Annotated in this window: 9 protein-coding genes and 1 pseudogene; 7 read left to right on the top strand and 3 right to left on the bottom strand. The window is 72.4% G+C overall.

The genetic code is table 11. From position 1 onward, the window contains the following. Positions 1-69: 69 nt before the first annotated feature. Positions 70-1,425, bottom strand: a complete 1,356-nt coding sequence (locus AQJ58_RS32415) for an aspartate aminotransferase family protein (protein ID WP_067256605.1) — start codon at positions 1,423-1,425, stop codon at positions 70-72. Positions 1,426-1,568: 143 nt separating this feature from the next. Between AQJ58_RS32415 and AQJ58_RS32410 the strand changes: the two genes are divergently transcribed. From AQJ58_RS32410 to AQJ58_RS41805, 4 genes and pseudogenes are all read left to right on the top strand, one after another. After that, positions 1,569-2,180: a DJ-1/PfpI family protein gene (locus tag AQJ58_RS32410; protein ID WP_067256603.1), complete on the top strand. Its 612-nt coding sequence runs from the start codon at positions 1,569-1,571 to the stop codon at positions 2,178-2,180. Continuing rightward, on the top strand, positions 2,177-2,650 hold the full coding sequence (locus AQJ58_RS32405; protein ID WP_067256601.1) for a MarR family winged helix-turn-helix transcriptional regulator: 474 nt from the start codon (positions 2,177-2,179) through the stop codon (positions 2,648-2,650). The genes AQJ58_RS32410 and AQJ58_RS32405 overlap by 4 nt, the downstream gene beginning before the upstream one ends. A 78-nt stretch (positions 2,651-2,728) precedes the next feature. Then, entirely contained in the window at positions 2,729-4,660 is a 1,932-nt protein-coding gene (locus tag AQJ58_RS32400) for a serine/threonine-protein kinase (protein ID WP_067256599.1), read from the top strand. 83 nt (positions 4,661-4,743) lie between these two features. After that, positions 4,744-5,744, top strand: a pseudogene (locus AQJ58_RS41805) (substrate-binding domain-containing protein). A 28-nt stretch (positions 5,745-5,772) separates the two neighbouring features. Here AQJ58_RS41805 and AQJ58_RS32385 read toward each other — a convergent pair. Beyond that, entirely contained in the window at positions 5,773-6,516 is a 744-nt protein-coding gene (locus AQJ58_RS32385; RefSeq protein WP_067256594.1) for an SLATT domain-containing protein, read from the bottom strand. Between the two features lie 232 nt (positions 6,517-6,748). Here AQJ58_RS32385 and AQJ58_RS32380 point away from each other — a divergent pair, with 232 nt between their 5' ends. From AQJ58_RS32380 to AQJ58_RS32370, 3 genes are read left to right on the top strand one after another with little or no spacing between them, the layout of a single operon-like run. Beyond that, the gene (locus AQJ58_RS32380) at positions 6,749-7,093 is read left to right on the top strand and encodes a YbaB/EbfC family nucleoid-associated protein (protein WP_067256592.1); all 345 of its coding nucleotides are present in this window, start codon (positions 6,749-6,751) and stop codon (positions 7,091-7,093) included. Positions 7,094-7,152: 59 nt separating this feature from the next. Continuing rightward, the gene (recR, locus tag AQJ58_RS32375; protein ID WP_067256590.1) at positions 7,153-7,752 is read left to right on the top strand and encodes a recombination mediator RecR; all 600 of its coding nucleotides are present in this window, start codon (positions 7,153-7,155) and stop codon (positions 7,750-7,752) included. After that, positions 7,745-8,398, top strand: coding sequence for a DUF5063 domain-containing protein (locus AQJ58_RS32370; RefSeq protein WP_067256589.1), 654 nt, complete (start codon positions 7,745-7,747; stop codon positions 8,396-8,398). The genes recR and AQJ58_RS32370 overlap by 8 nt, the downstream gene beginning before the upstream one ends. Here the strand turns inward: AQJ58_RS32370 and AQJ58_RS32365 are convergent. Beyond that, positions 8,391-12,497 carry a wHTH domain-containing protein gene (locus AQJ58_RS32365; protein ID WP_067256587.1) on the bottom strand — a complete coding sequence of 1,369 codons (4,107 nt, stop codon included), beginning with the start codon at positions 12,495-12,497 and terminating at the stop codon, positions 8,391-8,393. The genes AQJ58_RS32370 and AQJ58_RS32365 overlap by 8 nt on opposite strands. Positions 12,498-12,584: the final 87 nt, after the last annotated feature.

Below are 12,584 nucleotides of genomic sequence, written 5' to 3'. Positions count from 1 at the left end.
CCACCTTACGCGTTCGAAGATTTCAAGCCCCTCCACGCGTAGCCTGCGTCCGCTGTCCCCGCCCCGCGCCTACCCGGTGTACTCGTCGGCGACCGAAAGGGCCTGGTCAAGGGCGGCGAGGCCCTCCTTCAGCTCGGATTCCGAGGCATTGAGCGGGGGCACGAAATGCGTCCGGTTCATGTTCACGAAGGGCCACACGCCGGCCTGCTTGGCGGCCGCGCCGAAGGCCGCCATCGCCGCGTTCGCCTCACCGGCCGCGTTGTAGGGGACGAGCGGTTCCCGGGTGTCGCGGTCCTTGACCAGCTCCAGGGCCCAGAACATGCCCACACCCCGCACGTCGCCGACGCTGGGGTGCCGCTCGGCGAGCGCCCGCAGGCCCGGCTCGACGACGGACGCGCCCAGGGTCCGCGCGTTCTCCACGATCCCCTCCTGCGCCATCACGTTGATGGTGGCGACGGCGGCGGCGCAGGCCAGCGGGTGCCCGGAGTACGTCAGTCCGCCCGGGTACGGCCGCCGGGCGAAGGTCTCCGCGATCGCGCCGGAGATCGCGACCCCGCCGAGCGGCACATAGCCGCTGTTGACGCCCTTGGCGAAGGTCATCAGGTCGGGGACGACCCCGAAGAGGTCGGCGGCGAACCACTCACCGGTGCGTCCGAACCCGGCCATGACCTCGTCCAGGACGAGGACGATCCCGTACTTGTCGCAGATCTCGCGGACCCCGGCGAGGTAGCCCGGCGGCGGCACCATGATCCCGGCGGTGCCGGGGACGGTCTCCAGGATGATCGCGGCGACGGTGGCGGGCCCCTCGAAGGCGATCGTCGTCTCCAGGTGCTCCAGCGCCCGCGCGCACTCCTGCTCCTCGGTCTCGGCGTAGAAGCGGGAGCGGTAGAGGAAGGGCGCCCAGAAGTGCACCACTCCGGCGGAGGCGGTGTCGGAGGCCCAGCGGCGCGGGTCGCCGGTGACGTTGACCGCCTGCTGGGTGCCGCCGTGGTAGGAGCGGTAGGCGGAGAGGACCTTCGGGCGGCCGGTGTGCAGCCGGGCCATGCGCAGGGCGTGCTCCACGGCGTCCGCGCCGCCGTTGGTGAAGAAGATCTTGTCCAGGTCGCCGGGGGTGCGCTCGGCGATCAGCCGGGCGGCCTCGGAACGGGCCTCGACGGCGAAGGCGGGCGCGAAGGTGGTCATCCGCGCGGCCTGCTCCTGGATCGCGGCGACGACCTTCGGGTGCTGGTAGCCGATGTTGGCGAAGACGAGCCCGCTGGTGAGGTCGAGGTACCGCTTGCCGTCGTGGTCCCAGAAGTAGGACCCCTCCGCGCCGGCCACGGCGAGCGGGTCGATGAGCTCCTGTGCTGACCAGGAGTGGAAGACGTGCGCACGGTCCGCGGCCTTCACGGCGGCGCCCGCCCGGGGGTCGGTCTGAGGGGTCATGGCCCGTGAGCCTAGGAGGGGGGCGGGCGGCGGCGGTACCGGCGTTCTGTTCCGTCGGCGGGCGGATTCCACGACAGGTTGTCGGGCGTCGGGCCGGCATCGACGGGTTTGACAGCTTGCTGCCTAAATGACAGCCTGTTGTCATGGCCCTCAAGCCCGTTCATCTCGCCGTGTACGACACGCTCGCCGACTGGGAGACGGGGTTCGCCACCGCCTACCTCGCGCGGAACGGATATCCGGTGCGCACCGTCGGCGCGTCCGCCACCGAGCCGGTGGTCAGCATCGGGGGACTGCGCGTCCTGCCCGACCTCGCCCTGGACGCCGTACGGCCCGAGGACAGCAGCCTGCTGATCCTGCCGGGCGCCGACCTCTGGGACACCTCCGAGGACCTCGCGCCCTTCGCCCGCAAGGCGCGGGAGTTCCTCGCGGCCGGTACGCCCGTCGCCGCGATCTGCGGGGCCACCGCCGGACTCGCCCGCGAGGGCCTGCTCGACGACCGCGACCACACCAGCGCCGTCTCCTTCTACCTCGCCGCCACGGGCTACGGCGGCGGCGGACGGTACGTCGACGCCGACGCCGTGACCGACGGCGCCCTGATCACCGCCGGGCCCACCGAGCCCGTCGCCTTCGCCCGGGAGATCCTCGGCCTCCTCGGCGTGTACGAGGGGGAGGTGCTGGACGCCTGGTACCGGCTGTTCCACGACTCCGACCCGTCGGCCCACGCCGTGCTGGAGAAGGCGACGGCCGGCCGGTGAGCCGCCCGCGCCAGGACCTCCTCAGCCGCAGCGCCCTCGGGGTGTTCCGGCTGAACGGCCAGTTCCTCGCGGTCGCCGAGGAACTGGCCCGGCCCGCCGGGATCAGCGCCGCCTGGTGGCAGGTGATGGGGGCGGTGCAGCGGGAGCCGCTGCCGGTGTCCGGCATCGCCCGCGTCATGGGCATCACCCGGCAGAGTGTGCAGCGCATCGCCGATCTGCTGGTGCGCGACGGGCTGGCCGAGTACCGCCCCAACCCGGCCCACCGCCGGGCGAAGCTGCTCGCGCCCACCCCGGAGGGGCTCGCGGCGGTCGCCCGCATCGGCCCCGGGCACGCCGCCTTCGCCGACCGGCTGGCCGCGGCCTACGGGGAGGCGGAGCTGGCCGAGGCCGTGCGGGTACTGGAACGGCTGGCCGAGGTGCTGGACGAGCTGGAGCCCCCGGGCACCGCCCCCCTCGTTACGGAACCGTAGACATCGCGCCACACGCCTGCCCGAACGGCCGGTTTATTCTCGGCTCGATCAGACATGTGGGCGAGAGGTGGCGCTGCGATGGAGAAGTTGGGCCCGCAGGACCCGCAGCGCATCGGTGGCTACCGGCTGCTCGCGCGGCTGGGCGCGGGCGGCATGGGGCAGGTCTACCTGGCCCGTTCCGACCGCGGGCGGACCGTCGCGGTGAAGCTGGTCAAGCCGGAACTCGCCGCGCGCGAGGAGTTCCGGGCCCGGTTCCGGCAGGAGGTGCGCAACGCGCAGCGGGTCGGCGGCTTCTGGACCGCGCCGGTCCTCGACGCCGACACCGAGGCCGCCGTGCCCTGGGTCGCCACCGGCTATGTCGCCGGCCCCACCCTCCAGCAGGTCGTCGGCCACGACCACGGCCCGCTCCCGGAGCGCTCGGTGCGCATCCTCGCCGCCGGTCTCGCCCACGCGCTCACCAACATCCACGCCGCCGGGATCGTCCACCGCGACCTCAAGCCGTCCAACGTCATGGTCACCATCGAGGGCCCCCGCGTGATCGACTTCGGTGTCGCACGGGCCCTGGAGACCGTGACCGACAGCGGTCTCACCCGCACCGGCGCGGTCGTCGGCTCACCCGGCTTCATGGCCCCCGAACAGGTGCGCGGCGAGCCGATCACCCCCGCGAGCGACGTCTTCTGCCTCGGCTCCGTCCTCGCCTACGCGGCCACCGGCGTCCTCCCCTTCGGCGGCACCGAGGGCGGGGCCCACGCCCTGATGTTCCGCATCGCCGAGGAGGAACCCGACCTCTCCGGCGTCCCCGAGGGCATCGCCGACCTGGTCCGCGCCTGTCTGCGCAAGGACCCCGCCGCCCGTCCCTCCCTGCCCTGGATCCTGGAGCGCACCGGCACCGGGGACACCCTCGTCGACGGCCACTCCCGCGACCCCTGGCTGCCGAGCGCGCTGGTCGCCCAGCTCGGGCAGCACGCCGTACGGCTGCTGGAGACGGAGGACCCGGAGGGGACGCCGGAGCACGGCGGACGGCAGGGCCACACCGACGGGCCCGGGTCGCCCGGCGCCCTGCCGCGGACGCGGGCCGCGGGCGCCGGCACCCCGGCGCCCCCCGCCCCGGCCGCCGTACCGCACCCGGCGTACGGCCACACCCAGCGGCACCCGCAGGCCGGTCCCGGCCCCACCGGGCCGGCGCCGTACAACCCGTACACCGGGCAGGAGACGGGGTACGGGAGCGCCGGATACGAGGGCTACGGGGACACGGGGTACGGGGGCGCGGGCTACGGGAACACGGCGTACGGGAACACCGCGTACGGCGCTTCGCCGTACGGTGGCGCGGCGCCCGGGGGTGCGGCGGCCGGGGGCGCGACCCCGCCACCCTCCTCCTACGAGCCCTACGGCCCCGCCCACGGCCCCGGCCACGACCCCGCCTACGACGACGAGGCGGAGCCGTCGCGGCGCAGTGGCCGGACGACCGTGCTGCTGGTGGCGGTCGCGGTGGTCGTCGCGCTCGCCGCCGGCGGGTCGGTGTACGGGCTGCTGGGCGGTGACGACTCCTCGGACGGGAAGGCCGGCCCGGCACCGAGCCGTAGGGCGGCCACCGGGCCGGCCGACGCCACCCCCTCCGCGAGCGCGTCCTCGTCCTCCCCCTCCCCGTCCGCCTCCGCGACGGACGGCGGAGCGGTCCCGGCCGGCTACCTCGGCACCTGGACCACCACGATCGAGAACGAGACCGGCAAGAACACCCGCCGGCTCGTCATCAAGCAGGGCGCGGTGGGAGACGCCGTGCTCTCGCTCGTCGCCGACGGGGACGCGTACCACTGCGAGTTCACCGCCGAGCTGACCGAACGCCCCTCCGCGAAGGGCCCGTTGGAGATCGGACCGTCCACCGTCACATCGGGGAAGCCGCGTTCCTCCTGCACCGCGGGTGCCCCCACGGAGGTCACCCTGCTCGCCGACGGAAAGCTGCAACGCGTCAACGCCGACACCGGGGAGAAACTGACGTACACCCGCCGGTGAACGTCCGGCGAACGTCCCCCGCACCTCCCGACAGTCGTACGGTGAACTGACGTACGACTGTCGGGAGGTGCGGGGGCCCCACAGTGGAATGGCTGAACGCGGAGAACGTCGTCGCCATCGGCACGGCGGTGCTCGGAATCCGGTCGGGCCGCGCCAACCGCCGCCTCGGCCTGTTCGACGAGACCCCGAACATGGCCGACGCCACCCTGGTCCTGCTCCGCATCGAGAACGACGGCTCGCAGGGCGTCGCCCGCGACGACTACACCGGGCCCGAACGCCACGGCCTCACCGCCGTCTTCACCGGCCGCACCATCCGCGGGGTGTCGGTCACCCAGCCGACCGACACCGACCACCTCATGGACCACTTCACCGCGGACCGGGGCTTCGGCTACGACGGCAACACCCTGCGCATCCCGCGTGTCCCGCTCAACCGCGGCGACCACTTCAAGCTGCTCGTGCTCACGCTGTCCGTGGTGACCCTGGCGACGATCGTCGTCGTCCGCGACGACAGCCCGCCCCCGATCGGCTGCGAGCGCGGCACGCTCACCGTGACCGGCTCGACCGCGTTCGCCCCGTGGTCCGGGAGGTGGCCCGCGCCTGCGCGCAGGACTGCGAGGGCGCCGGGGCGGCGAAGGGCTCGCCGCCGCTGATCGCCCTCTCCGACGGCCCCAAACCGGCCGGCCTGGAGGAGCCGCGCGAGAACCGGGTCGCCGTGTCGGTCTTCGCCCTCGTCGTCAACGACGACATCCGGCTGAAGAACCTCTCCACGACCGCCGTACGCCGCCTCTACCGGGGCCGGATCACCAACTGGTCGCAACTCGGCGGCCCCGACCTCCCGGTCGTCCTCGTCAGCCGGGACGCCAACTCCGGGACCCGGCAGGTGTTCCAGCGACGGGTGCTGGGGCGGGGCGAGATCGAGTACGCCTACACCTACGGCCGCCCCCCGGCCGACTCCCGCGCCTCCGGCTTCCTCACCTGTCTGACCCGGGGGAACGGCCAGGACGTCATCCGCACCCACGGCCACCTGCCGTGCTGGTCCCCCGAAGGCCTGCGGCTGTGTGCCGGTACGCCTGGGCGGCGCTAGGCCGCGGGCCAATACAGCCAGGGCACGCTCACCGCGGCTCGGGCGGGCGCTGCCGCGGCATGTTCGGCCGGGAACCGGCACCGGGAGGCAGGGGAAAGCGCGGCGGCCCCGCTTCCTGCCGCCCCCCGGACACCACCGCCGACTGGATCCCCAGCGGCGCGGACCCGGTGCGGAACTCCACCATCCAGTCCGCCGTCTCCGCCCGCACCAGCTCCATCACGTCCTCCGAGAAGCGCCGCAGCACCGCCAGACACCGCTCCGCGGCCTCGCTCGCCGTCCCCTCCGCCGGTCCCAACACCTCCCGCACACTCTCGCTCGCCCAGTCGAACTGGAGCAGCTGAAGCCGCCGCTGCACCGCCTGCGCCGTCGCCACATCCCTTATCCACCCGGACGTCACCCCGAAGAACCGGTCCACCGCCACACAGGACACCGCGAGCAACAGGGCCAGATAGCCCCATGGCGCCACGCCGCCGATCACCCCGGTGAGATCGAGCAGCGGCAGCCCCGCCCCGGCGACCGCCCCCGTCGCCGCCCCGCCGCGCAGCACCCGCGCCCCGCGCCGTTTCCACACCCGGTCCGAGAGGTACCAGGTCGTTGTCTGGAGCGCCCCCCGCTCCACCCACCGGTACAGCTCCTCCAGCCGCTCCGCCGGCTCGCCCCAGTCCCCGAGCGGAAACGCCCGACCGGTCAGATCGCCCGGCCGCAGCCCGGCCGCACCCTCGCCCCACCCGTCCTGAGGCGGACCCTCGGGCTGCATCTCCGGCTGACCCACGGCACTCCCTTATGACTCAGTGACTCCGCGTAACGTCTGATGCTGATGTGCCGGGACCCTTCCTACCTCCCAATGGGTGGCGAAGGCGACGCTTTCCTCGCTTTTCCGCCCGGAAGTGGGTCTTGATCAGGTATAGGACGCTACCGAGACTCACTCGAAAGAGTGGCGGGGCGATGCGCTCATCGAGCACGTAGGCTCGTGCCAGACAGGAAAACGCAGACAGGAGCTGATCGTGATTCCCGGTGGTGGCCAGCCGAATATGCAGCAGCTGCTCCAGCAGGCCCAGAAGATGCAGCAGGACCTGGCCCGCGCCCAGGAGGAGCTCGCGAACACCGAGGTCGACGGGCAGGCGGGCGGCGGTCTGGTCAAGGCGACGGTGACCGGTTCGGGCGAGCTGCGCGCTCTGAAGATCGCCCCCGAGGCCGCCGACCCCGAGGACACCGAGACCCTCGCCGACCTGATCGTCGCGGCCGTGCAGGCGGCCAACCAGAACGCCCAGACGCTCCAGCAGCAGAAGCTCGGCCCGCTGGCCCAGGGCCTCGGCGGCGGCAGCGGCATTCCCGGCCTGCCCTTCTAAGACGGGCCCCGGCCAACTACCGTACGTACTGCAAGGAACCCAGGAAGGACGGCAGTCCGTTGTACGAAGGCGTGGTCCAGGACCTCATCGACGAGCTGGGGCGGCTGCCCGGCGTCGGTCCCAAGAGCGCGCAGCGGATCGCCTTCCACATCCTCCAGGCGGAACCGACGGACGTACGGCGCCTCGCGCAGGCCCTGATGGAGGTCAAGGCGAAGGTCCGCTTCTGCGCGACCTGCGGGAACGTGGCGCAGGAGGAGCTGTGCGGCATCTGCCGCGACACCCGCCGCGACGCGTCCGTCATCTGTGTCGTGGAGGAACCCAAGGACGTCGTGGCGATCGAGCGGACCCGTGAGTTCCGCGGCCGCTACCACGTCCTGGGCGGAGCGATCAGCCCGATCGAGGGCGTCGGCCCCGACGACCTGCGCATCAGGGAGCTGCTGGCCCGTCTCGCGGACGGCGCGGTCACGGAGCTGATCCTCGCGACCGACCCCAACCTCGAGGGCGAGGCGACGGCCACGTACCTCGCCCGCATGATCAAGCCCATGGGCCTGAAGGTCACCCGCCTGGCCAGCGGCCTCCCGGTGGGTGGCGACCTGGAATACGCGGACGAGGTCACCCTCGGCCGCGCCTTCGAGGGGAGACGACTCCTAGATGTCTGACGCCACGCTGCACGCGACCGACCAGAACCCGGACGACTTCGCGGTCCAGATCGCGGACCAGGTGGAGAGCTTCCTGGTGGCCGTCACGGAGGTGGCCAAGGGCGACGAGCCGGGCTCAGCCGTCCCCTTCCTCCTCCTGGAGGTCTCCCAGCTCCTCCTCGCGGGCGGCCGCCTCGGCGCCCACGAGGACATCGTCCCCGACGAGCGCTACGAGCCCGACACGGGCCCCGACGTGGACGTGGACGGACTGCGCGAGAACCTCGCCCGGCTGCTCGACCCGATCGACGTGTACTCCGAGGTCTTCGACCCCTACGAGCCCCGCAAGGCGCCCGTCCCGGCCCGGATCTCCGACGACCTCGCCGATGTCATCACCGACCTGCGCCACGGCATGGCCCACTACCGGGCCGGCCGCACCACCGAGGCCCTGTGGTGGTGGCAGTTCTCCTACTTCTCCAACTGGGGCTCCACCGCCTCCGCCACGCTGCGCGCGCTGCACTCCGTCCTGGCCCACATCCGCCTGGACCAGCCGCTCGAAGAGCTGGACGGCCTGGACACCGACCAGGGGATGGGCGACGACACCCTGGAGTTCGAGGCGGGCAAGGTGATGGAGGTCGAGATCGGCGACCAGCTGGGCCGCGTCAGGTAGCGTCCGCCGCCGCCCGCATCACCAGCCCGGGAACTCCGGGGAGAGCGGTCCGTACGGCTTCCCTGACCGCGTCGAGGTCGACGCCGAGGCGTTCGAGACGGGGGATCAGGTCGGTGACCGGGCCGGGGTGGGCCTGCGTGATGCGGAGGTAGTACCGGATCGGGCTGTCAGGGCCGACGCCGGCGCCTCGTTCCGGATCCAGCTGCCGCAGCAGACAGAGCTCCACATCGATGGCATCGAGGGCGGCGGTGTCGTCGCCACGGATCTCGAAGCCCAGGGACCGTATCTGCCGTGCGGCTTCCGGCCATTCCATCTCCAGGCCGACCGCGGCCCTCACGAGGCGGTGCAGCGGCAGTGAGTCCTCGAACTCGCGCCGACCCGCCCGACTTGGCGCGCACCGTTCAAGGAGCAGGTGATGAACGGAGTCCAGTGTTTCCGGGGACACCTCGCCCTTGACCGGCACCCCGTACTGCCTCATGCGACGGAGGACGGCACCGCGAGGCATGTCGAGCCGACGGGACACCTCCATCACAGCACTGAGGTGCCGCAGGCCGCCGCGCCACATCCGAGAGAGAAGAATCTCGTCGCTCGCAGTGGCCTCGGCCGGGAGGCGGGCGTCGGGTGGCAGCAAGCCGTACGCGCGCAGTCGGTCCGCCACGGCAGCGGGCGGCAGCCCGGTTCCCAGGGCCGCTTGCGCCAAGTGAAGCGGGGAGACCCGGCTGTTCGCCTTGAGCCACCAGAGGTCTTCCCCACGGAGGGCCGCCAGCACCCTCACGTCCGTGTCCTCCACGCACTCGGGCAGTGGGGCAGGCGGAGTGAGACCGAGCGAGCTGACCAGAAGCGCCGTATCGGCCAGGGACTCGCCTCGCCGAAGCGCGGCGTGAACCAGCAGGCCCGGCGGGACGATCTCCTCACCGCACAGCCTTTTCCAGTCGTTCCGCCCCCAGCCCCATTCCTGGCTCTTCTCGAGGACGTCGTCGGTGAGCTGGTCGAGAACGGGATGGGCCGCGATCCGGAACCCGTGAGCGCGCAGTTCCCGCGCGACCTCCGGCACCGGCCGGTCCCATTCGGCGGCGACCGTGAACACATGCTGGACCGTCACCGGCTGAGCGGGGGAGAGGAGTCCCAGGGAGGCCGGACCGTGGCTGAGGAGACGCAGTGTGTCGGCCGGGGGAGTGTCCGTCGTCGGCGCGTCCAGGACGGTGAGACCGAACCTCCGCAGCCACGTCGTGGCCGTCTCGATGGCGATGCCGAGCCGGAGATGTGCCTTGACCAGATGTCCCGGCGGCACTGTCTCGTCGGGTGTGAGCCATGAGCCCGTACCGTTCAGGTCGTCACTGAGCAGGCGTAGTACCTCTTCGTCGGCGTCGTCCACCGACGGATGGAGGGCCGGGGTGACGAAACCGAAGATTTCCAGGCGTTGTGCCGCCTCCTTGACGCTGATGCCGAACTCCAAGCGGGCGCGCAAGAGATGTCCCGGCGGCACGACGTCCCTGAGCGGGCTCAGCAGCGTGAGATTGATGTCGTCGATGACGGGCTCGCCCTCCGGGACCGGCGGAGTCGGCAGCCCCAGCTCGGTCATGCGGCGGACGACCGATCCGTAGGAGCTGCCGCACGTCTCGGCGAGCGACAGGGCGTACCCCGGCGTCGCCCGGGAGGAGCGGATCCGGACATCGGAAGGGAGTGCGGGCAGAACGTGCTCTACCTCGTTCAGCTCGGGCACCAGCTCGGCCAGTGCGGTGAGCATGGGGTGAGCCGGGTGGGCGAGCAGCCGCCACAGCCGGGTGACATCGTCGGCCGGGTTCCCCATCGCGTCCGGGATCTCGGAACCCCCGAGATCCCTCCCGCCCAGAATGTGCACGTCATGCGGAAAGTACCCCGCGACCGCCATCTCGGACGCGGTTCCCCCCAGATCCATCACGCACCCCGCCGCCCCGCCCGCCTCCGTCACGAGGTCGGCCAGCCGGGGACTGTGGTCCGCGACGGCGGACAGCCACTCGTGGGTCAGCAGCGACGGCTGCGGCGTCAGCAGGGCCGGCAGCGCCGCCTTGATCAGCCGCTCCACGTCCGCCCCGACGTCGTCCAGGATCTCCGTCCGGTCGACCGACAGCCGCCGTGGCCGTGTCGCGCCCGCCAGGTTCACCACGGCGCCCCGCAACCGGCCTGCGCCCTGCCCGTCGCTCAGGATTCCCTTGCGTACGCGCGTCTCCGTGTGGATCCCGTCGACCAGCACCCCGCCGCCGTGCTCGCACCACACCACCTGCCCGTCCACCCCCTGGGGGCCGGAGGACCAGGACGCGGTACGGCCGTGGGCCTCGTAGCCGTCGCGGTTGCTGGTCAGGTCCTCGCGCGGGCGCAGCACCCCCGGCTTCCACTCCACCGACCGTGAGCCGTGCACGGCCGTCGTGGTGAACTCGGCGATGCCCAGCAGCCTGCGCAACTCCCGTACGCAGGACGGGGCCCTGTCCCCGTCGCGCAGGTACAGCCGGACCGTCGTGCCGATCGTCCCCGACGCGTCGGTGGGCCGTACCCGGAAGTAGTGGCCGGGGCCCGTGATGAGCACCGTCAGTTCGTGCAGACGGCCGTCCCGGCGATCCATGTGGCACGTCGTCACCCGGACCTCGTCCGCCAGCATGAAGTAGCTCAGCACGCCGATCCCGAAGCGGCTGTTGGGGTGCATGGTCACCCCGAGCCGCTGCCACTCCTGCCGTTCCTCCCGGTACCGGGGGAGGTCGGTGAAGCGCACGCCCGCCTGGGCGAAGACCTCGGAGAGGGTGTGCTCGTCCATGCCGACGCCGTTGTCCCGGCATTCGAGGTAGTGGCGGCCTTCCGCCTCGTCGTAGCCCTGCCGGAACTCGATCTTCCCCCGGTACCCGCTGAACTCGTCGGCGGCGAGGGAGCGCGCCCTGCGGTAGCGGCAGGCGTCCAGGGCGTTCTGGTACAGCTCCCGGATGGCGAGGGAACGGTCGCGGTAGAGGTTCTCGCCCATGAGGAGTTCCTGGACCCGCTCCTCGTCCAGCCGGAAGCGCACCAGTCTGTCCACCCGGACCCGCTCGCCCCGGCCGTCCACCTCGTGCACGCCCTCGGCGTGGGTGTGGAGCGGGAGCGCGGCGAGTTCGGGGGCGCCCGATCCCCGGACCGCCCGCAGCAGCGACTCCAGCCGCTGGGTGTGCTCGCTCAGGGCCGCCACCACGGCCGGGTGGTCGCACGTGGCCTTCAGCCCGAGGTCGTCCTGTCCGAACAGCCATGTGGCGCTGTCGACCGTGGCCCGCAGCCTTGCGGTGTCCAGCGCCTCCGGGATGCCCACGTGCCGCACGATCACCGAGGACAGGTCCGTGACCTCCACGGCCATCGCGTGGGCCACGGCGAACAGCGGACCGACGAGACGTTCCCGGACCGACTGGAAGTCCCGCCCGTGGAAGTCGAGGGGGAAGGGCTGCGAGGGGAGGTGTCCGGCGCGGGCCGGGTCGAAGAGGTCCGAGGGGCGCGCCGACGGGCAGGACAACAGCCGTGACAACAGCTCCGGTTCGAGGAGGACCGCCGCCGTGTCGAGGTCCGCCGGCCGCGCGGGCGGGCGGCCCGGCCGGGTCCTCGCCCACTGGTGGAACAGCCACCAGCCGATCTCCGGGCGGCCGTCCGGGCGGTCCTCCAGGGCGCCCAACTCGGCTCGGCGGACGAGGCGTTCCTGCGATCCGAGGGCCAGTTCATAGGCCCGCCGGTCCGCGTCCGGCGCACTGCGGTGGTGCAGGTCCGTGGGGTCCACCCGGGCCAGTTCGGCGGCGGTGGCCGACCGGTGGGCCTGGTGGAGGAAGGGCAGCAGTGCGATCAGCGCCGCCTCGGCGGGGGAGAGGAAACCCTCACGGCCGTTCCACAGCTGGTGGATCAGGAGGTTGGTCCGGGTGGCCGTCCGGGAGGCGAGCCGTTCGTCGTGCCAGGGGTCGTCCCGCAGCGCTGACCGGCGGCTCTCGGCGTACGACGCGGCCAGCCGGTCGGCCAGCTCCCGTGCCTCGTCCTGAAGGTCCTTGCTGCGTTCCACGGCCTCCGGGCTGATCAATTCCCACACCCGGGACCTGGTCACCAGGGTCCGCCACTCCGCCATCGCTCCCGTGCCCCCTCGTCCCCGAAACGACCACCCAAGCTACCCGTCCCCTCGTGGTGGAGCGGGCCACACCACCCGTCCCGTCCT

It is taken from the genome of Streptomyces sp. DSM 15324, from assembly GCF_001514285.1.
Lineage (GTDB): Bacteria > Actinomycetota > Actinomycetes > Streptomycetales > Streptomycetaceae > Streptomyces.
The sequence above is the reverse complement of the archived record's forward strand: the minus strand, read 5'-3'. Positions and strand labels throughout refer to the sequence as shown.